The organism is Microbacterium paraoxydans (assembly GCF_020524545.1).
GTDB classification, from domain to species: Bacteria; Actinomycetota; Actinomycetes; order Actinomycetales; family Microbacteriaceae; genus Microbacterium; species Microbacterium paraoxydans_C.
Map to the genome: position 1 here is coordinate 40,591 of NZ_JAIVLG010000008.1, position 20,834 is coordinate 61,424.

At 69.2% G+C, this 20,834-nt stretch carries 19 protein-coding genes; 13 read left to right on the plus strand and 6 right to left on the minus strand.

The window, feature by feature from the left end; translation table 11 throughout:
- Nucleotides 1–68: 68 nt before the first annotated feature.
- Complete coding sequence (locus LC041_RS15545; protein ID WP_226534002.1) at nt 69–1,418, plus strand: HNH endonuclease; 1,350 nt, start codon at nt 69–71, stop codon at nt 1,416–1,418.
- 22 nt (nt 1,419–1,440) lie between these two features.
- On the opposite strand, the gene LC041_RS15550 is transcribed toward LC041_RS15545, so the two are convergent.
- Together LC041_RS15550 and LC041_RS15555 are read right to left on the minus strand one after the other, a co-directional pair.
- A complete protein-coding gene (locus tag LC041_RS15550; protein ID WP_226534003.1) occupies nt 1,441–2,358 on the minus strand; it encodes a DUF808 domain-containing protein in 918 nt (305 codons plus the stop codon).
- Between the two features lie 78 nt (nt 2,359–2,436).
- Nucleotides 2,437–3,162 (minus strand): FadR/GntR family transcriptional regulator, encoded by a 726-nt coding sequence (locus LC041_RS15555; RefSeq protein WP_226534004.1) that lies wholly within the window; start codon nt 3,160–3,162, stop codon nt 2,437–2,439.
- Nucleotides 3,163–3,292: 130 nt separating this feature from the next.
- On the opposite strand from LC041_RS15555, the gene LC041_RS15560 reads away from it, so the two are divergent.
- The 12 genes from LC041_RS15560 (at nt 3,293) to msrA (ending at nt 16,506) form a co-directional block, all read left to right on the plus strand.
- Nucleotides 3,293–4,891, plus strand: coding sequence for an ABC transporter substrate-binding protein (locus LC041_RS15560; RefSeq protein ID WP_226534005.1), 1,599 nt, complete (start codon nt 3,293–3,295; stop codon nt 4,889–4,891).
- A 78-nt stretch (nt 4,892–4,969) separates the two neighbouring features.
- A complete protein-coding gene (locus tag LC041_RS15565) occupies nt 4,970–5,926 on the plus strand; it encodes an ABC transporter permease (protein WP_226534006.1) in 957 nt (318 codons plus the stop codon).
- Between the two features lies 1 nt (nt 5,927).
- Nucleotides 5,928–7,979 (plus strand): dipeptide/oligopeptide/nickel ABC transporter permease/ATP-binding protein, encoded by a 2,052-nt coding sequence (locus tag LC041_RS15570; protein WP_226534007.1) that lies wholly within the window; start codon nt 5,928–5,930, stop codon nt 7,977–7,979.
- Nucleotides 7,976–8,776 (plus strand): ABC transporter ATP-binding protein, encoded by an 801-nt coding sequence (locus tag LC041_RS15575; RefSeq protein ID WP_226534008.1) that lies wholly within the window; start codon nt 7,976–7,978, stop codon nt 8,774–8,776. Before LC041_RS15570 ends, LC041_RS15575 begins: the two co-directional genes overlap by 4 nt.
- A gap of 16 nt (nt 8,777–8,792) precedes the next feature.
- A complete protein-coding gene (locus LC041_RS15580; RefSeq protein WP_226534009.1) occupies nt 8,793–9,740 on the plus strand; it encodes a dihydrodipicolinate synthase family protein in 948 nt (315 codons plus the stop codon).
- Complete coding sequence (locus LC041_RS15585; protein WP_226534010.1) at nt 9,740–10,675, plus strand: ROK family protein; 936 nt, start codon at nt 9,740–9,742, stop codon at nt 10,673–10,675. The genes LC041_RS15580 and LC041_RS15585 overlap by 1 nt, the downstream gene beginning before the upstream one ends.
- Nucleotides 10,672–11,358 (plus strand): N-acetylmannosamine-6-phosphate 2-epimerase, encoded by a 687-nt coding sequence (locus tag LC041_RS15590; protein ID WP_226534011.1) that lies wholly within the window; start codon nt 10,672–10,674, stop codon nt 11,356–11,358. The genes LC041_RS15585 and LC041_RS15590 overlap by 4 nt, the downstream gene beginning before the upstream one ends.
- Complete coding sequence (locus tag LC041_RS15595; protein WP_226534012.1) at nt 11,355–12,275, plus strand: DUF4862 family protein; 921 nt, start codon at nt 11,355–11,357, stop codon at nt 12,273–12,275. Before LC041_RS15590 ends, LC041_RS15595 begins: the two co-directional genes overlap by 4 nt.
- Nucleotides 12,276–12,400: 125 nt before the next feature.
- A complete protein-coding gene (locus tag LC041_RS15600) occupies nt 12,401–14,722 on the plus strand; it encodes a sialidase family protein (protein ID WP_226534013.1) in 2,322 nt (773 codons plus the stop codon).
- Nucleotides 14,719–15,348, plus strand: a complete 630-nt coding sequence (locus tag LC041_RS17405) for a carbohydrate-binding protein (protein ID WP_226534014.1) — start codon at nt 14,719–14,721, stop codon at nt 15,346–15,348. Before LC041_RS15600 ends, LC041_RS17405 begins: the two co-directional genes overlap by 4 nt.
- A gap of 139 nt (nt 15,349–15,487) precedes the next feature.
- Nucleotides 15,488–15,964 (plus strand): peptide-methionine (R)-S-oxide reductase MsrB, encoded by a 477-nt coding sequence (gene msrB, locus LC041_RS15610; protein ID WP_226534015.1) that lies wholly within the window; start codon nt 15,488–15,490, stop codon nt 15,962–15,964.
- On the plus strand, nt 15,961–16,506 hold the full coding sequence (gene msrA, locus LC041_RS15615) for a peptide-methionine (S)-S-oxide reductase MsrA (protein ID WP_226534016.1): 546 nt from the start codon (nt 15,961–15,963) through the stop codon (nt 16,504–16,506). The genes msrB and msrA overlap by 4 nt, the downstream gene beginning before the upstream one ends.
- Nucleotides 16,507–16,643: 137 nt before the next feature.
- Here the strand turns inward: msrA and LC041_RS15620 are convergent, their stop codons facing one another.
- The 4 genes from LC041_RS15620 to LC041_RS15635 form a co-directional block, all read right to left on the minus strand.
- Entirely contained in the window at nt 16,644–17,444 is an 801-nt protein-coding gene (locus LC041_RS15620) for an alpha/beta fold hydrolase (RefSeq protein WP_226534017.1), read from the minus strand.
- A 156-nt stretch (nt 17,445–17,600) separates the two neighbouring features.
- Entirely contained in the window at nt 17,601–19,067 is a 1,467-nt protein-coding gene (locus LC041_RS15625; protein WP_226534018.1) for a catalase, read from the minus strand.
- A gap of 67 nt (nt 19,068–19,134) precedes the next feature.
- Nucleotides 19,135–19,554 (minus strand): Fur family transcriptional regulator, encoded by a 420-nt coding sequence (locus tag LC041_RS15630; RefSeq protein ID WP_226534019.1) that lies wholly within the window; start codon nt 19,552–19,554, stop codon nt 19,135–19,137.
- Nucleotides 19,555–19,700: 146 nt separating this feature from the next.
- Nucleotides 19,701–20,633, minus strand: coding sequence for a J domain-containing protein (locus LC041_RS15635; protein ID WP_226534020.1), 933 nt, complete (start codon nt 20,631–20,633; stop codon nt 19,701–19,703).
- Nucleotides 20,634–20,834: the final 201 nt, after the last annotated feature.

Here is a 20,834-nt window from a genome sequence, read left to right on the forward strand (position 1 = left end):
GGCAACGACGGCATACCGACTTATCCACACCCCTCTGATATATCGAAGATATGTTCTAAACTGGAACCATGGCGAACCCGCATCTGAGCCCTCTTCTCGAGGCCGTGGAGTGCCTCGAACACGTGTGGGCGGATGCGCCGAACGCGGCCGACCTGACCAGAGCCCAGCTGCTCGAGGCGCATCGCACACTAGGGGTGGTCCAGCGTCGCCTCGACGGCATCCACGCCGAGATCGCGGCGAGCATCGCGCGCGAGTCCCGCGCGGAGCTGGGAGCGGCGAGCCTGGCCAAAGAGCAGGGGTTCCGCAGTCCCGCGACCATGATCGCCGCGACGACCGGCGGATCGACGGGAGATGCAGCGCGCCTGGTGAAAGTGGGCGAGGCCACGGCTCCCCGGGCGAACCTGCTCGGCGAGCCGCTGCCGCCGCGCTATCCCGCGGTGCAGCAGGCGATCGGTGCCGGCACGCTGAGCGCAGCGGCGGCGGCGGCGATCGTGACACTGCTCGATCAGGCCCGCCTGAAGGTCGGTCTGGAGCGGATCGTCGAGGCGGAGCGGCTGCTCGTCGAACGCGGGGCAGGGCTTTCGCTCGACGACCTACGGAAGCTGGTCGTGCACGCCGAGGCCTGGCTCGACCCGGACGGTGTTGCTCCCCGCGAAGACGAGGCGCGTTCGCGGCGCTCGCTGACGATGTTCGAGCGCGACGGGTCGCTGCATCTGACGCTGCAGACCGACGTCGCCTCCGGCGCTCCGATCACGGCGGCGATCCAGGCCCACGTCACCGCCCCCTTCCAGGCCAGGGCGCGTGTGCTCGATCCCGAAGCGCACGATGCCGATCGACGCACGGTCGCGATGCTGCAGGCCGATGCGCTCGCCGAGATCTGCGCACACGCGAGCGGCTGCGACAACGGCGGCTTGCCCGTGTCCGGAGCGACCGTCGTCGTGCGTGTGGGGCTCGACGACCTGACTGCCGGCTCCGGGTTCGCGACGGTCGACGGCCTCGATGCGCCGGTCAGCATCGCCGCCTGTCGTCGGATGGCGGCGGACGGCGGCATCATTCCCGTCGTGCTCGGCGGTGGAGGCGAGATTCTCGACTGGGGGCGTGAGAAGCGGCTGTTCACCCGCGCTCAGAGGCTCGCGCTGGTGGAACGCGACGGAGGCTGTGTGATGTGCGGGCTCCCGCCGCAGATGACCAGGGCACATCACCTGCGCTGGTGGCAGCGGGACGCCGGGCCGACCGACCTCGACAACGGGGTGCTGCTCTGCGAGAGCTGTCATCATCGCATCCACGACAACGAGTGGGAGATCAGGATCGAGGGGCTCGGGCTCGCCGCGCGGGTATGGCTCATCCCGCCGCCGAACGTCGATCCGGAACGCAGACCGAGACTCGGCGGACGAGCGCGCTACGACATCGCGGCATGAGGGCGTGCCGCGCGCGTTGGGCTCAGACGCGCAGGTCGGCGGGGGACGCCTCGCCCTCGTGGAAGTTCGGGGTCTTGCCGAAGAGCCGGGCGATGCCCAGGACGATCCCGACGATCACGAGCCCGAGGGCGAGGCCGGCGATCGCCGACACGATCGTCTCGACCACCCAGACCACGAAACCGCCGAGCGGCTCCAGCGCGTGCTCGATCCCGTGCAGCACGTCGACCGGGAAGTGCCAGCCCACCTCACCGAGGTTCACGAGCATGAGGTGACCACCGACCCAGAGCATCGCGACCGTGCCCAGCACGCTGATGAAGCGGAACACGGCGGGCATCGAGCGGACGATCCTGGTGCCGGTGTGACGCACGCGCTGCACCGGGTTCTTCGCCATCTTCAGGCCGATGTCGTCGATCTTGACCAGCAGCGCGACCGCGCCGTACACGACACCGGTCATCAGGAGCGCGATCACGGCGAGGATCGCCAATGTCGCCCAGATGTCGAGTCCGGTGTCGAGGCTCGCGAGCGAGATGAGCATGATCTCGGTCGAGAGGATCAGATCGGTGCGCACGGCGCCGAGGACCAGCTTCCTCTCGTCGCGCGCGTCCTCGTCGGTGTGACCGTGCTGCACGCCGAACCACTCGAGCACCTTCTCGGCGCCCTCGAAGCAGAGGTAGGCGCCGCCCAGGATCAGCAGGTAGGGCAGCACCCACGGCGCGAAGGCGGTCAGCAGCAGCGCCACCGGAATGATGATCAGGAACTTGTTCGCGAGCGAGCCGAGGGCGATCTTGCCGACGACGGGCAGCTCCCTGGCCGGTGTGAGGCCCTGGACGTACTGCGGGGTGACCGCGGCGTCGTCGATCACGACGCCTGCCGTTTTCGCCGACGCCTTCATCGCGGCGCTCAGGATGTCGTCGACGACGGCGAGCAGTCCAACGGACATGGGCGGTTCCCCTCGAGAGGTTGCTGTGCGGAGGCAACTCTATCGATACGGGGGAGGTGTTCCGTCCCGCGTCGTGGCTCAGCCCTGGGCGTCGGCCTCCGCGCTCGCCAGCACGCGCTGCAGGGGCTGGTAGTGCTCGATGACCGCCTGCCGATAGCGCTCGACATCACCCGACCGTGCCGCGTCGAGCATGTCGCCGTGTGCCTTCGCGGTCTTGTGGATGTCGTCCGGCTGGGGGATCCCCAGTTGGGGGAGTACCGCCGTGTGCACATCCCAGAAGGCGCCGACCAGCTGTCCGACCAGGCGGTTGTCTATGGCGCCGAAGAGCCGGGTGTGGAACGCCCGGTCCTCGTCGAGGAAGTGCTCCCCGCGCCCGGCCTTGTCGACCATGTCGGCGACGAGCGCATCGAGTTCGGGATCGGGATCCTGCCTCGCGGCCGCCACCACGCGTTCTGCCATCGACAGATCCAGCGCCAGGCGCACCTCCACCACCTCGCGCAGCGCCTGCAGGGATCCCTCCGGCGACAGTACGCCGCGGAACACGAGGGCTTCGACCATCGGATCCAGTGACATTGCACCGACGTACGTGCCGTGCCCGTGGCGCACATCGACGATGTCGAGCGTCGAGAGCGTGCGGATCGCCTCACGCACGGAAGATCGCGAGACGTCGAGCTCGTCGCAGAGCTCAGCCTCGGTCGGCAGCGGGTCGCCCGGCGTGAGTCCGCGGGTCAGGATGAGCTGCTTGATCTGATCCGCCGTGGTCGAGCGTCGCATACGCGATGCCCTACTCGTGGTGGACTTCATGGGGCTCCCTCTCGTGCCTGGCAGAAACGCTCCGATCATCTCACCCTTGTGATCTGATCGAACCTGTGTTTAGAGTACATCAGACATCAGATGTCCTCAAGATGTCCACCCCCACCACCCTGGAGCACACATGAACCGATACATCACCCGCCGGCGCGCGGGTCGATTCGCGATGGCGGTCGCCGGCACGGTCGCCGCGTCCGTCGCCCTCGCCGGCTGCGGCGCAGGCACCACCAGCACCCCCGACGGGAGCGCTGCGGCAAGTGAGGTCGACCCCGACGGCATCATCGAAGCGGGTATCTCCTACACGCTGAACGGCAGCTTCGACCCGATGGTCGCCTCCGGCGCCGTCACGGTCTCGGCGAACTGGCACATCTTCGAGGGACTGATCGATCTCGATCCCGTCACGCAGGAGGCGGCACCCGCCCTCGCGGCCGACTTCCCGACGAAGATCGACGACACGACCTACGAGATCGACCTGCGCGAAGGAGCGACCTTCCAGAACGGCGACCCGGTCACGGCGGACGACGTCGTCTTCAGCTATGACCGCGTGCTCGACCCGGACAACAACTCGCTCTTCCTGTCGTTCGTGGACTTCATCGACACGGTCACCGCGGTCGACGACGACACCGTGCGCATCACCACCGACTACCCGTTCTCGCTGATCGACGAGCGTCTCGGCGTCGTCAAGATCGTCCCGAAGTCGGTCGTCGAGGCCGACCCCGAGGGCTTCGCCGCCAACCCGGTCGGCTCCGGCCCCTACTCGCTGGTCTCGGCGGTCCCCGAGGACAAGCTCGTCTTCGAGCGCTACGAGGACTACAACGGCCCCCGTCCCGCGCTTGTGGCCGGCATGAACTGGAACCTGCTCGCCGATGCCTCCGCCCGCGTGACGGCGATGTCCACCGGAACCGTGCAGGCGATCGAGGACGTGCCCTACATCGACGTCGACACCCTCGCCTCGGCGGCGGATGTCGAGAGCGTGCAGTCGTTCGGCCTGCTGTTCATGATGTTCAACACCAAGGCGGCTCCGTTCGACGACGTCCGCGTGCGTCAGGCGCTGCACTACGCCCTCGACATGGACAAGATCATCGGCACCGGCATGCTCGGCAACGCCACGCCCGCCACGTCGTTCCTTCCCGAGACCTACCCGAACTACAACAAGGCCTCCACGGTGTACACGTACGACCCCGAGAAGGCGAAGGAGCTGCTCGCCGATGCCGGCGTCTCCGACCTGTCGATCACGCTGCTCACCACCGACACCGGCTGGGTCAAGGAGGTCGCTCCGCTGATCAAGGAGTCCCTCGACGCGATCGGCATCGACACCACGCTCGACATCGGGCAGTCCGCCTCGATGTACGAGAAGGTCGACTCCGGTGACTACACGGTCGCCGTCGCCCCCGGCGACCCCTCGGTCTTCGGTGTCGACCCCGACCTGCTCATGAACTGGTGGTACGGCGAGAACGTGTGGACGCAGACCCGCACGAACTGGGCCGACTCCCCGGAATACGCCCAGTTGCGCACGCTCCTCGACACCGCCGTCCAGCAGGAGGGCGAGGAGCAGCAGAAGTCCTGGGATCAGGCCTTCGATCTGATCTCCGACGAGGCCGTGCTGTACCCGCTGTTCCACCGCAAGCTGCCGACCGCCTGGAGCAACCAGGAGCTCGTCGGATTCCAGCCCGTCCCCACGACCGGACTGTCGTTCCTCGACGTCGGCGTGGCGGCGAAGTAGCACCCGACCGACCCCGCGGCGGGGGTGCACTCACCCGAGGAGCGCACCCCCGCCCTCCCCACCCGGAAGGAGCGGCACGTGTCCCACACGCTCCGCCTCATCGGCCGGCGACTGCTGCAGCTGCCGCTGATGATCCTCGGCATCACGTTCCTCGTGTTCTTCGTGATGTCGTTCTCCCCCGTCGACCCGGCGCGCACCGCGCTCGGCGAGACGGCGTCAGCCGAGGCACTCGAGGCCTACCGTGAGGATCACGGCCTCAACCTCCCCCTGTTCGCCCGCTATGTGAACTTCCTCTTCGGGCTGGTGCAGGGCGATCTCGGCACCTATTCCGCGCGCAGCCTCCCGGTGATCGACGAAGTCGCCCGTGCCTTCCCGGTCACCCTGGCGCTCACCTTCCTCGGTCTCCTCATCGCCGTGATCGTGGCGTTCGCGATCGGTGTCCTGGCTGCCGTGTACCGCGACCGGTGGCCCGATCAGGTGATCCGCGTCTTCGGCGTCGCGGCGCTCTCCACGCCGTCGTTCTGGCTCGCCATCCTGCTCATCCAGGTCTTCACCCTCGGCCTGAATCTGCTTCCCGCCTCGGGACCCCTCCCCGACTTCTGGGCCGACCCCTCGGGCTGGCTCGCTCGCATGGCGCTCCCCGCCGTCGCGCTCGCCGTCCCCGTTATCGGGCAGCTGTCCCGCGTCGTGCGCACCTCGATGGTCGAGGAACTCGACCGCGACTACGTCCGAACGGCGCTCGGCGCCGGCATCCCGCGGGTGATCGTCGTCGGCCGCAATGTGCTTCGCAACGCCCTGATCACACCCGTGACGGTGCTCGGGCTCCGCATCGGCTACCTCCTCGGCGGTGCGGTCGTGATCGAGATCATCTTCGCGATTCCGGGCATGGGAACCCTCATCCTCAACGGTGTCACCAACAACGAACCCAACCTCGTGCAGGGCGTGACACTCGCCGTGGCGCTCGCCTTCGTCGTGATCAACATCATCGTCGACCTCCTGTACGTGCTCATCAATCCTCGAATCCGGGCGGTGTGACATGCGACGCAAACTCACGGAACGGCTCTCCGTCCCCGGTCTCCGCTGGGGCCGGCTGTCCCTCGGATCCATCATCTGCATCGCCGTACTGGCGATCATCGCTCTGGCCGCGATCTTCGCGCCGCTCATCGCCCCGTTCGACCCGCTCGCGTCCGGCACGCCCGTGCAGCCACCGAGCGCGGAGCACTGGTTCGGCACCGATCGTCAGGGCCGCGACATCTTCTCCCGCCTGGTATACGGAGCCCGCTACTCCCTCGTGATCGGCATCGGCGCGACCCTGGTCGCCCTGCTCGCCGCCTGTGTGCTCGGGACCATCGCGGCCACGGCGCCGAAGTGGATCTCCGAGACGCTCATGCGGGTCATGGACGTCGTCATGTCGTTCCCCGGCATCGCGCTCGCCGCTGTCTTCGTGGCAGTGTTCGGCAAATCGCTTCCGGTGCTCGTCCTCACGATCGCGTTCCTGTACGTGCCCCAGCTCACCCGCATCGTCCGTGCGAACATCCTCGACCAGTACGGAGAGGACTACGTCTCGGCCGTGCGAGTCATGGGTTCGGGGACCCCGCGCATCATCGTCCGCCACGTGGCGCGCAACGCGATGGCCCCGGTACTGGTCTTCGCCACCGTGCTCGTCGCCGACGCGATCGTGTTCGAGGCCTCGCTGTCGTTCCTGCAGGCCGGGGTGCCCGATCCCGAGCCGTCGTGGGGCAACGTGATCGCCGCCGGCCGCAACCTGCTGATGAGCGGCGCGTGGTGGGCGACGTTCTTCCCCGGCATCCTCATCATGCTGACGGTCCTGTGCCTCAACATCCTCTCCGAGGGGATGACCGACGCGATGGTGTCGCCGCGGGCGCGCAAGATCACGGCCGATGCCGCCAACACCGAGGAGTCGACGCACGAGCTCGAGGCTGCAGCGGTGCCGGAGGACACCCACGTGATCCCCACCGTCGACACGGCGGTGAACCTCTCGGTGCCGAGCGGCGTACCCGACACCCTGGTGTCGCGCACCGAGGCCGTGCCTCTCGCCGAGCGACTGGCCGAACTGCGCCGGCGCGAGTTCTCGCGCACCGACCGTCTCGTCTACGCGGGCGATGACAGGCCGTTGCTCGACGTGCAGGACCTCTGCATCTCGTTCCCCCGGCATGGCGACGTCGACGTGGTCGATCACGTCAGCTTCACGGTGCGTCCCGGCGAGACCATGTCGCTGGTGGGGGAGTCCGGCTGCGGCAAGTCGATCACCTCCCTGGCGATCATGGGCCTGCTCGACCCGAAGGCCGACATCCGCGGGCGCATCCTGTTCGATGGGGAAGACCTGCTGCAGATGGCCCCGAAGGAGCGCAACGCCCTGCGCGGACACGACATCGCGATGGTCTACCAGGACGCGCTGAGCTCGCTCAACCCGGCGATGCTCATCCGCTCGCAGATGAAGCAGCTCACTTCGCGCGGCGGCACCCGCACCGCGGCGGAGCTGCTGGAGCTGGTGGGACTCGACCCCGACCGCACCCTCGCCTCGTACCCGCACGAGCTCTCGGGGGGTCAGCGTCAGCGCGTGCTCATCGCGATGGCCCTGACCCGCGATCCGCGACTGGTCATCGCCGACGAACCGACCACCGCCCTCGACGTCACGGTGCAGGCCCAGGTCGTCGAACTGCTCATGCGTCTGCAGAAGGAGCTCGGCTTCGCGCTGCTGTTCGTCTCGCACGACCTCGCACTGGTCGCCGAACTCACCCATCGGATCACGGTGATGTACGCGGGGCAGGTCGTCGAGCAGGGCACGACGAGAGAAGTGCTGACCCAGCCCGTGCACGAGTACACGCAAGGTCTCCTCGGGGCGGTGCTCTCGATCGAGGCCGGGTCCGACCGGCTGCACCAGGTCTCCGGCGTCGTGCCGTCACCGCGCGACTTCCCGGCAGGAGACCGCTTCGCGCCACGCTCCAGCGATCCCGTGCGGTACGCGGGGGTCGCTCCGGTGCGGCGACACATCGAAGGCACTGAGCACTACTATTCCGCGCATCCCGATGATGCGCCCGTCCAGGCGATCGGAGCAGGGCGATGAGCGAAGCCGTGATCGAGCTCAAAGACGTACATGTCCGCTACAAGACCCGGGCCTCCTCGCTCTTCCGGCCTGAGTACGTGGACGCACTCGCGGGCGTCTCGCTCACCGTGAAGCGCGGGCAGACGCTCGGCATCGTGGGCGAGTCCGGTTCGGGCAAGTCGACTTCGGCCAAGGTGCTGATCGGTCTCGAGAAGCCCACGAGCGGACAAGTCGTGTTCGGCGGGGAGCCGGTGCGGTCCTTCACGCCCGCTGTGCGCAAGCGGCTCGGACGCATCCTCTCCGTCGTGTTCCAGGATCCGGCGACTGCCCTGAATGCGCGGATGACGGTGCGCGACGCGCTGCTCGATCCCCTGCAGGTGCACCGGCTCGGCAGCCCCTCGACCCGGAATCGGAAGGTGCGTGACCTGATCGGTCTCGTCGGGCTCCCGGCATCGGCCTTGGACGCCCTGCCCGGTCAGCTCTCCGGAGGTCAGCGTCAGCGCGTCGCGATCGCCAGGGCGCTCGTGCTCGACCCGCAGGTCATCGTCGCCGACGAGCCCACCTCGGCGCTCGACGTCTCGGTGCGCGCGCAGATCCTCAACCTGCTCACCGACCTGAAGGAGCAGCTCGGCCTCGGGATGGTCTTCATCTCTCACGACATCCAGACCGTCCGCTACCTCTCCGACGAGATCGCGGTGATGAACAGGGGGCGGGTCGTCGAGTTCGGCGATGCCGCCCGCGTGTTCGAGGCCCCCTCCGACGACTACACCAGAACGCTGCTGGGCGCTGCGCCTTCGCTGCTCGAACCCCACCACTGAAACGACCGGAACATACATGTCTGCCACCTCCTCCGCCCCTGTCTTCGCGGGCGTCGTCCCGCCCGTCGCCACCCCGCTGCTCGACGACGGGTCGATCGATCACACCTCCCTCGCCCGCCTCGTCGACCGCCTCGTCTCCGAGGGGGTGTCCGGGCTCTTCGCCCTCGGCTCCACCGGCGAGACGGCGTACTTCACCGACGACCAGCGCGTCGAGCTGCTCCGCACGATCGTGTCGGCCAACGCCGGTCGGGTGCCGGTGATCGCCGGCGCCATCGAGCTCACCGCGCCCCGCATCATCGAGACCGCTCGACGGCTGATCGATGCCGGTGCGCAGGCGATCGTCACGACGGCACCGCTGTACACCCTGAACTCCGCCACCGAGGTGGCCGACCACTTCCGCACCATCGCCGCGGCCATCGATGCCCCGCTGTGGGCGTATGACGTGCCGGTGCGGGTGCACTCCAAGCTCGGCATCGACCTGCTCGTGCAACTCGGTACCGAAGGGGTCATCCACGGGGTGAAGGACTCTTCGGGTGACGACGTGTCGTTCCGGCGTCTGATCGCGGCGAACGACGCGGCGGGTCGTCCGCTGCAACTGCTCACCGGCCATGAGGTCGTCGTCGACGCCATGGCCCTGGCCGGCGCCGACGGTGTGGTCCCGGGCCTCGCGAACGTGGAGGCCGCGGGCTACGTCCGGCTGTGGGAAGCCGCGAAGACAGGCGACTGGGTGACGGCTCGGACCGAGCAGGAGCGCATCAACCGCCTGTTCGACATCGTGTTCCAGCCGAAGGGACTGTCGGGCGACGCGACCGGTGTCGGTGCGTTCAAGGCGGCGATGCACGCCCGCGGCATCATCGACCACGCCACGATGGCGAACACCGTGCAGGCGCTCGACCCCGACGCGGTGTCCCGGATCCGCGACATCCTCGACGAGCTGCACCTGCTCCCCGTCGCCGTCGGCTGATGGACGAGGTCGTCCTCGCCGTCGACATCGGCGGCACCAAGACGGCCGCAGCGCTCGCCGACCGCCACGACCGGTTGTTGCGGACCGAGGTGGCCGCCACTCCCGCGGCGGAAGGTCCGTCGGCCGTCGTCGCCACGGTCGTCGCGCTCACCCGGCGGCTGCTCGCGGGCTCTGAACTGCGCCTGTCGGGGGTAGGTGTCGGCACGGCGGGCGTCGTCGACGCCGGGCGCGGCACGATCGTCTCCGCCACCGACACCTTCGCCGATTGGCCGGGGACGCCGCTCGCCGCACTCGTGCGTGCGGGTCTCGACGGCTATCTGCTGCCGGACGCGTGCGTGGAGGTGCAAAACGACGTCGACGCGCACGCCCTGGGCGAGTATCGGCACGGTGCCGCGGCCGGCGCGCCGAGTGCGCTCGTCGTCGCGGTCGGCACCGGGGTCGGTGCAGGGCTCCTCGTGCACGACCAGGCGATCCGCGGCGCCCATCACGTCGCGGGCGAGATCGCCCACATGCCCGTGCCGGGCGCCGCGCACCTGCGCTGCCCCTGTGGACGTCACGGTCACCTCGAGGCCATCGGCTCCGGGATCGGGATGCATCGGCATTTCCTGTCCCTCGGGGGCGACCCCGACCTCCGCGATGCGCGCGACATCGTCACCGCCGTCGCGGCGGGAGACCCCATCGCCCGCCGCGCCCTGGATGAGTCGGCCGCCGCCGTGGGGCGCGCTCTCGCAGGCGCGGCGACACTGCTCGATCCCGAGCGCATCGTGGTCACCGGGGGCGTCCCGAAGATCGGCGAGGACTGGTGGCGGCCGATGCGCGCCGCGTTCCACGCCGAGGCGATCGACGCCCTGCAGCACACCCCCATCCTGCCGGGAACTCTCGGCGACGACGCACCGCTGCGCGGAGCCGCGGCATCCGCCTGGAGGAACCCGTGAGATTCACCGACACCCTCGAACGACTCCGGGGCGGACTGGTCGTCTCGTGCCAGGCGTACCCCGGGGAGGCCATGCGCGACCCCCGCACGATGGCGCAGGTCGCCTCGGCCGCTCTGGTCGGTGGAGCTGCGGGCATCCGCGTGCAGGGGATCGAGGACATCCGTGCGACCGTGCACCTCCCCGTACCCGTCGTGGGGCTGTGGAAGGACGGCGACGCCGAGGTGTTCATCACCCCGACGCTCGTGCACGCGAAGGCCGTCGCCGACGCCGGCGCCGACATCGTCGCGATCGACGGCACCCGTCGTCCCCGCCCGGACGGGCTGACCCTCACCGAGACGATCGAGGGCCTCCGCGCGCACACCGATGCGCTGATCATGGCCGACTGCGGATCCCTCGATGACGCGATCGCCGCCGAGGCCGCGGGCGCCGACATCCTCGGCACCACCCTCTCGGGGTACACGTCCGAGCGCCCGAAGAGCACGGGGCCCGACCTGGAACTCATCGAGCTGATCGTCGCCAGGTGCGGCCGCCCGATCGTCGCCGAGGGGCGCATCCACACCCCGGCGCACGCCGCGGCCGCGATCACCGCCGGGGCGTTCGCCGTGTGCGTCGGCACGGCCATCACCCATCCGTCGACCATCACGACGTGGTTCGCGGACGCGGTCGGGCGAGCCCGCTCATGACCACGCCGGTCCTCGTGAGCGCGTACCCTGCCTCTCCCGCACACGCGCGCTGGGATCCCGCGCTCGAAGCCGCGCTGCTTCCCGCGCTGTGCGCGCTGCCCGGGGTCGCAGGACTCGAGGTGCCGTGGACGGGAAGCCTCCATCCGCACGACGATGCCTGGTTCCTCGCGAACGTGCCGACGGTGCCGCTCGCCGTGACCCCTATCCCGTTCGTCATGGGGCGGGTCGGGGAGGATCCTCGCTACGGTCTCGCGTCGGTCGACGAGGACGGGCGGGCGGCAGCGGTCGCCGACCTGCGCCGTGTCGCCGCCGACGTCGCGCGCATCCACGGCGAGAGCGCGGCATCCGTCGCGGTGGTGACGGTGCACACCGCTCCACGAGCGACCGGAGCTGTGGAGTCCCTCGTGAGGTCCCTCCACGAGATCGCCGCGCTCGATTGGTCGGGTGCCCGCCTGGTCGTCGAGCACTGCGATGCGTTCGTGCCCGGCCGGGCGCCGGAGAAGGGGTTCCTGCCGCTCGACGACGAGATCACCGCGCTCCGCGCGGCAGACGTGCCGATCGGACTGTGGCTCAACTGGGGTCGTTCCGCGATCGAACTGCGCGATGCGGATGCCGTGACCGCGCAGATCGGGACGGCTGCGGCTTCTGGACTCCTCGTCGGTCTGGCGTTCTCGGGCGCCTCGCCGGTTCAGGGCCCCTACGGGGCGGCGTGGATCGACGCGCATCTGCCGATCGCCTCGACACACCCCGAATCGGGTTCGCTCCTCGACGACGCGCTCGTGGCCGATGCGCTCGCCGCCGCGGGCGACCTCGAATGGCTGGGGCTGAAGGTGGCCAGACGCCCTGACGACGTCACGGCCGCGGATTCCCTGCGCACGATCTCCCGGAACCTCGAGGTCGTACGCGCCGCCGGCTGAGGGCGGGGTGCGGCTCACCGGCCCTCCCGCGCGACCGCCCCTTGTCCGACGGAAGGAGCGTCGCTAGAGTGACATGAAATCAGACATCAGACGTCTGATTTCCGCACGAACAGAAAGGTCTGTCCATGCACGTTCCCCCTACGCCCACCTCCCGGAGTCGCCGTCGTCCCTGGCTGCGATGCGGCACGATCGGGGCGCTGGTGCTCGCGCTCAGCCTCCCGGCCACGGCGGCCACAGCCGCACCCGCGCCCGGCTACCTGACCGACCCGGACTCCGAACCCGGCGACTATCTCGAGCTGAACATCGGCGCCGACCGTACCGCGGCGAATTACTTCTACCGGATCCCCGCGCTCGCCCACCTCGGTGACGGCGTCGTCATCGCGGCATGGGACGCCCGGCCGGGCAGCGCGGCTGATGCCCCCAACCCGAACTCGATCATCCAGCGCCGCTCGACCGACAACGGCCGCACCTGGGGTCCGCTGCAGATCATCGCGGCGGGGAAGACGGGGAGCGACAGGTACGGCTACTCCGACCCGAGTTACGTCGTCGACCGGGAGAGCGGTCGCGTCTTCGCGTTCTTCGTGCATTCCAAGGACCAGGGGTTCCAGGGGAGCGCGTACGGAGACGACGATGCGAACAGGCAGATCCTGGGTGCCGCGGTGATCCACTCCGACGACGGCGGGGAGACCTGGAGCGCGCCGCGACTGATCACCGACGTCGTGAAGACCTCGAACGGCACGCTCAGCGACGGGGCGTACAGTCCCGTCACCGGCGACGTGAAGGGTACGTTCGCCACCTCGGGTGAGGGGATCCAGCTGCGCTATGGCGAGCACGCCGGGCGTCTCCTCCAGCAGTACGCCGGCACGGTGCGTCAGTCCGATGGATCGACGGCGATCCAGGCGTACTCGGTGTACTCCGACGACGGCGGACAGACCTGGGAGCGCGGAGAGTACGTCGGCACCGGGATGGACGAGAACAAGGTCGTCGAGCTGTCAGACGGGCGTGTCATGCTCAACTCGCGGGACAGCTCCAACGGGCGCCTGCGCAAGGTCGCGATCTCGACCGACGGCGGCCACAGCTACGGTCCGGTCATCCGCGACGCCGAGCTGCCCGACCCGACGAACAACGCCTCGATCACCCGACTGCACCCGGAAGCCGCCGAGGGGACCGACGATGCGAAGAAGCTGATCTTCACCAACGCCAACAACGGCGCCAACGGCAACCGCGTGAACGGAGCGGTGCGGCTCTCCTGCGATGACGGTGAGACCTGGCCGGGGCTGCGCACGCTCGAGACGGGTACCTTCGCGTATTCGAGCGCGACGGCGATCGACGAGGGCAGGGTGGGCGTGCTGTGGGAGGCGGGGTACACCGACACGATGCAGTTCTCGTCGTTCGACGAAGACTGGATGAATGCGGTGTGTGCGCCGCTGTCGGTGCCGACGACGGCTCTCACCGCGGGCGCGGCCGCCGCGGTCCCCGTCGAGGTGACGAACCAGGAGGAGACCCCGCTCAACGGTGCCGTCACCCTCCACACGACGGCGGGATGGGCGGCGACCACCGCGCAGGTCGTGGATCTCGCCCCCGGCGCGACCACCACGGTTGAGCTGCAGGTCACCGCACCCCAGGGTGCCGCCGGGTCTCAGCGCCTGCAGGCCGCGTTCACCGCGGCGGACGGACGCCTGAGCCAGACGACCGCGACGTTCACGCTGCCGCAGGAATCCGTGCTGGGAGCGACCCTCACATCGACGAACACGTCGGCGGCGCGGAACGTCGTGACGAATCCCTACACCGCGGGGGAGCAGCTCAGCTTCCAGGTGCGGGTCGTGAGCACGGCGGGCGTCACGACGGTCGTGACCCCGGCGGCGAACACCTTCACCACGGGCTTCGCCCCCACCGCGTGCCGGTGGTTGAGCCTGCCGGCCCACGACGCCTACAACTGCAACTCTCCGCGGCGCACGCTCACGCAGGCCGACATCGATCGCGGCTGGTACACGCCGGAGTTCGCCTTCACGGTGGCGCCGGCCGACGGCTCCGCTCCCGCGGTGACCGTGACCCATTCGGCGGCTCCCGTGGTGCTGCGAGACGGGGTCCTGGCTGCCACGATCACGGGGGGGCGGGGGGATGCGGGGCGCGACCTGGAGTCGAGCCCCTACGCCGTCGGCGAGCAGGTGCCCTACGCGTTCAGAGTCGACAACGACAGTCCGACGGCCGTCACCGTCGTGCCGGAGACCGGCGACTTCTCGCCGTTCCTCCCACCCGCGGCCGGGAACTGCCGCTACCGGAATCTCCCGTTCGGCGCGGGCTATGACTGCGGCACGGCACGCCACACCGTCACCCAGGCCGACATCGACCGCGGCTTCTTCATCGCCGATACGACCTGGACCGTCGAGGCGGCAGGGCAATCGACGACGCAGCTGGCGGTGCCGGGGGGGGAGAAGTCGACGTGATCGCACGGACCCCCGCGGTGTCCGCGCAGATCGCGGGCGAGTGGGCGGACGAGAACGGGAACGGAGTGGCGGACGCGTTCGACACGGTGACCTGGACCCGCACCGTCGAGAACACCGGCAACGTGGCGCTCGACGACGTGACGGCAGCCGGGGCCGACGTGGGTGCGCTCGCGCCCGGTGAAGCGGTGACCCTCGCGGCGGTCGTGGTCCGTCTCACGACGGATGACGTGGCACAGGGATCGATCGCGGGGGAGTCGTTCGAGGCTGCGGCGGCGAACGGCGCTCGTGCCGTCTCATCCTCGTCCGACGTCGTGACGCTGAGTCTGCCCACCGCGGCGGCGTGGAGCGCGAAGAGCGTGTACACCGACGGGGAGCTCGTGTCGCTCGACGGGCGCCTGTGGCAAGCGTCGTGGTGGACCCGTGACCAGCGCCCCGGTGACCCCGTCGGTCCCTGGCAGGAGCTCGCGTCGGACGCGGAGGGGGCGACGGTGTGGACCCCGTCCCGCATCTTCACCGCGGGCGACGACGTCGTGCACGACGGCACGCGATTCGAGGCGAAGTGGTGGACGCGCAACCAGCAGCCGGGCACGGCGTCGAGCGGCGGTCCCTGGCAGAAGGTCGGCTGAGACGGCACCCGACGGCATCGCTCCGACGAGCGGCCCCGAAACTCACAGCCGGCTCCCAGGGCTGCGGGACCAAAACGGGCCGCTCGTCGGTTCTCCTCTGAGACGGCGCAGCCAGCGACGTCGGACAAGGAGTCAGATCATGTCGAACGACTACGGCAAGACCCCCGAGGCCGTCAGCGGCCTCACACCCCTGCAGTACGAGGTGACCCAGCAGGACGCGACCGAGCCTCCGTTCCGCAACGCGTACTGGAACAACCACGACGAGGGCATCTACGTCGACGTCGTCTCGGGCGAGCCGCTGTTCTCGTCCACGGACAAGTTCGACAGCGGGACCGGGTGGCCGAGCTTCACGAAGCCGATCGAAGCGGATGCCGTGACCACGCGGACCGACCGCTCGCTGTGGATGAAGCGCACCGAGGCGCGCTCGGCCGGCGCCGACAGTCACCTCGGGCACGTCTTCGACGACGGTCCCCGCGCCGAAGGCGGTCTGCGCTACTGCATGAACTCGGCGGCCCTGCGCTTCATCCCGGCTGACAGGCTGGAAGAGGAGGGGTACGGTCGCTACAGTTCCCTCTTCGTACACCCCACCACCGATTCTTCTGAGGAGCAGTCATGACCGACACCGGAAACATCACCCGCACGCCCGGGACCGAGACGGCCGTCCTCGCCGGCGGCTGCTTCTGGGGCATGGAAGACCTGATCCGCCGCCAGCCCGGCGTCCTCGACACCCGGGTCGGCTACACCGGCGGCTCGAACGACCATGCCACCTACCGCAACCACCCCGGCCATGCCGAGGCCGTGGAGATCGTGTTCGATCCGACGAAGACCACGTACCGTGACATCCTCGCGTTCTTCTTCCAGATCCATGATCCGTCGACGCTGAACCGTCAGGGCAACGACATCGGTTCGAGCTACCGCTCCGCGATCTTCCCGCTCACTCCTGAGCAGGAGCAGGTCGCACGCGACACGATCGCCGACGTCGACGCCTCGGGCCTGTGGCCGGCGAAGGCCGTGACCACGATCGAGCCCGCTGGTCCCTTCTGGCAGGCGGAGGAGGAGCACCAGGACTACCTCGTCAAGTACCCGAACGGCTACACCTGCCACTTCCCGCGTGCAGGATGGGTGCTGCCGAAGCGTGACGAGGCCGCCGCGGTCTGACGCCGGACCGCGGCGCTGCCCGGAGCTGCCCGGTCGCCCACCGCGCCGAGACCCCCTCACCGGGCCGAGACCCCCTCCTGCTGACGCCAGCAGGAGGGGGTCTCGGCGGCGGAGGGGGGTTTCGGCGCGATGCCTCGCTATGCCTCCGCGAGGAACGCCATCGCGGCTTCCTTGAAGTCACGCGACCCCGGCGCGTTGAAGTGGTTCCGGTTCGGGATCTCGAAGAACCGTCCATCGGGGGCCGCGGCGGCCAGCGCCCGTGACCCCTCGATGATCGCGTCCTTGGATCCGGTGGCGAAGAGGATCGGCCGAGTCGGAGCATCCGACGGATCGGGGTCGATCATCCCCGAGGCCCGCATGCCCTCCGCCAGTGCGACCAGTGCCTGCAGGTCGTTGCCGGGGACCCTCTCGGTGAGGGCGATGTAGTTCTGCGTGGTCCGGTCGGCGACGGGGGTGCCGTCCGCGATGTGCGCGCGCACCTGGTCGAGGTCGAGTCGCGCGAGGGGAATGCCGTCCGGGACGCCACCGAGCACTGCTCGTCCGATGCGGTGCGGCAGCTCACGCACGACCTCCCATCCCACGCGTGCGCCGAGCGAGTATCCGACGTAGAAGGCGTCGTCGACGAGGTACGTGTCCATCACGGTCTCGACATCCGTCACGAGCGTGCGGATGCGGTAGCCGTCGGGGTCATGCGGCTTCTCGCTGAGGCCGTGTCCTCGTTGGTCGAGCGCCAGCACACGGTATCCGGCGCCCGTGAGCGCTCGCACCCACCCCGTGAGGACCCAGTTGTCGCGCGCGCTCGAGGCGAAGCCGTGCACGATCACCACGACCGGGGCGTCGAGCTCTCCCCACGTGTAGGTCGCGAGGCGCGTGCCGTCGACGGCGTACACGTGCTGGGGGTCGGGCATGGAGGTCAGGTCGGAGAGAGGAACAGCCACCCCTCTATCCTGGCCCTGCCCTGATCGCTGCGGGCCGTCCTGGCCCCGCGCGGTCGACACCCCCTTGCGCCGTCGAGGCCCCCTCCTGCAAACATGAGCAGGAGGGGGCCTCGACGATCAGAGGGGGCCTCGACCCAAGAGGGGAGGGGCAGGGGATCAGACCTGCGCGCGCAGCGCCTCACCCAGTCCGGCGTCCACGTTCGTCCAGTACTGGAAGAAGCGCTCGCGGATGCCGTCGACCGTGATCGAGCGGCCCTGACCGGTCAGGGTCTCCAGGAACCTGGCCCGCTGGACATCGTCGAACACCTCGCGGTAGAGCGTGCCGGCCTGGCCGAAGTCGTCGTCCTCGGCGTGCAGTGTCGCGGCGGAGCGGATCAGCTCGCCGTCGGACTCCCAGCTCGCCTCGACCCCCGCTGCGGGATCAGCCTCGGGTCCGCCCGCAGCACCGTAGGAGTTCGGCGTGTAGGTGCGGTGCTCCGCGGGGTTGAACCGGTACTGCATGTTGCCCTCGTGCATGTAGTTGCGCACCTCGGCCGCGTGCGGCTGGTTGACCGGCAGCTGGTTGTAGTTCGCGCCGATGCGGTGGCGCTGTGCATCGGAGTAGGCGAACACTCGCGCCATCAGCATCTTGTCGGGCGAGATCCCCGTGCCGGGCACCTGGTTCCCGGGCGAGAACGCGGCCTGCTCGATCTCGGCGAAGAAGTTCTGCGGGTTGCGGTTCAGCGTGAACGTGCCCACCTTGATGCGCGGGTAGTCCTTCTTCGACCAGGTCTTGGTGAGGTCGAAGGGGTTGAAGCGGTAGGCCTTGGCTTCGTCGTACGGCATGATCTGCACGTACACGTCCCACGAGGGGTGGTCGCCGCGGCTGATCGCATCGAACAGGTCGCGACGGTAGTAGTCGGCATCCGATCCGGCGAGCTTCTCGGCCTCGTCGGCCTCCATGGTCTCGGAGCCCAGGGTGGACAGGAAGTGGTACTGCACCCAGAAGCGCTCTCCGGCCGCGTTCACCCACTGGTACGTGTGCGAGCCGTAGCCGTTCATGTGCCGCCAGCTGCGCGGGAGGCCGCGGTCGCCCATGAGGTACGTGACCTGGTGGGCGGTCTCGGGGGAGAGGGTCCAGAAGTCCCACTGCATGTCGGCGTCGCGGAGTCCGGAGTCGCCCAGGCGCTTCTGCGAGTGGATGAAGTCGGGGAACTTCATCGCATCGCGCAGGAAGAACGTGGGGGTGTTGTTGCCGACGATGTCGAGGTTGCCCTCGGTCGTGTAGAAACGCAGCGAGAAGCCGCGGACGTCGCGCCAGGTGTCGGGGGAGCCCTGCTCGCCGGCGACCGAGGAGAAGCGGAGGAGAGTCTCGCTCTCCGCCCCGGGCTGGAAGACGGCTGCCCGCGTGTACGCCGAGACGTCCTCCGTGACGACGAAGGTTCCGAAGGCGCCGCCGCCCTTGGCGTGGGGGTTGCGCTCCGGCACCCGCTCGCGGTTGAAGGAGGCGAGCTTCTCGACGAGGTAGCGGTCGTGGAGGACCGTGGGGCCGTCGGCGCCGACCGTCAGGGAGTGCGCGTCACTCGCGACCGGGGTGCCGGTCTGCGTCGTGGTGGCGGGTTTCGGTGTGGCAGGGTTCGTCATGGTGTTCTCCTTCTGCGTGCAGGCGCGACGAACACCCCCGTCATGAAGGGGTGAGCGCCGGATGCGCCTACGCGGCGTTCTGGCAACTGGGGCAGACGCCCCAGAAGGTGACCTCGGCGGTCTGGACGGTGAATCCCCCCGCCGAGGACGGATGGAGGCACGGCGCCTCGCCGACGACGCAGTCCACATCGCCGACCGCACCGCAGGAGGTGCAGACGACGTGGTGGTGGTTGTCGCCGATGCGTCGTTCATAGAGGGCCGCAGAGCCTGCCGGTTCGATCCGACGGATGAGGCCCGCCGCCGTCAGGTCCGCGAGGATGTTGTGCACCGACTGGATCGACGTGGTCGGGAGCACGGAGGACACGGTGCGGAAGATCCGCTCCGCATCCGTGTGGGGCATGGAGTCCAGAGCCTCGAGCACGGCGACGCGCCCCGCGGTCGCACGCAGCCCGGCGCCGTGAAGCACCGAGTCGAAGTCTGTCTCCATACCCCCGAGTCTACCGCTTCTTTTGAGTGATTCAAAAGAACGGCGTGTCGGCGTCTGTGGATCCTCAACTTTCGAATCGCTCAAATGGCGCCAAGAAGGCGCTGGACACGACCGTTTGCGCGATTCGAAAGGGGAGGGCTGGCAGGTCAGACGAAGCGGACGGTCTGCTGCAGACGGGTGCGCACGTCGAACAGCTCGTTCCCACCGATCGCCCGCGCGCCGGGCACGCCCTGGCGCAGCACCATGGCGAGCGCACTGCGTCGAACCACCACGACCGGGACTCCCCGACTGGTGCCCAGCGGGGTGACGGCCTGTGCGAGGTCGTCATCGGGCAACACCACGATGGCGCCGCTGAACCGGACGCGTGCAGCCTTGGCGATTGTGCGCATCCGGCGCAGTGCCGCGGTGACGGGCGCGCGCGTGCCGAGGCTCGGTCCCGTGATCTCGCCGCGTCGGAAGCCGACGACCCCGCCGAAGTCCTCCGACATCACGCCGTAGAGACCGGACGGGCCGAGGATCACGTGGTCGAGCTTGTCATCGGCCTCGGCTCCGGCCACGACATCGTGCCAGACGGTGAAGCCCATGCCGAGGTCCGAGACCGTGCGGGCCGTGGCCTCTTCCGCGAGAGCATCGGCGAGGAGGCGGCGCACCTCACGCGGTGCCGAGCGCACGAGAGCGGGGTCGTAGGGGTCGGGCACCTCGACGCCGCGGCCTGCCCATTCGCGGATGAGCGTCAAGTAGCGCTCCCGCCTCCAGCCGCCGGGGTGACCGTAGGAGCGGGCGCGCGGACGTGTATCGGTGCGGGTGGCGGGAGGCCGCCACCCGCTCCACTCGGCACCGGGCTCGGAGGCCGCCGCCCCGGTCACGCCTGTTCGGCGGTCGTAGGCGGCACGGCTCTCGGCGGTGCCGACCAGCTCCCACGCGCGCTGCACCTGGATGAAGACCGCTGCGTCGCCGCCCGTGTCCGGATGCGTCTGTCGAAGGCGCAGACGGTAGGCGCGACGGAGACCGTCCTCATCGATCGAGGGGTCGACACCGAGGACCTCGTAGGCCGACGCCGAGAGCGGACTGTCGAACATCGCTCTCCCTCCGCGACCGCGGCATCCAGGATATCCACCGCTCGGTGGGTGTTTGCTCCGCCCCCTCCCGTTCGAATCGCTTGAATGGTCGCATCGCGGCACAGAATGCGACCATAGCTCGATCGTCGAAGACGACATCGTCGTTGATCGAGTCGCGCTCGCTGACGATGTACGAGCTGTCTGTGGCGATGGGCCTCGAGT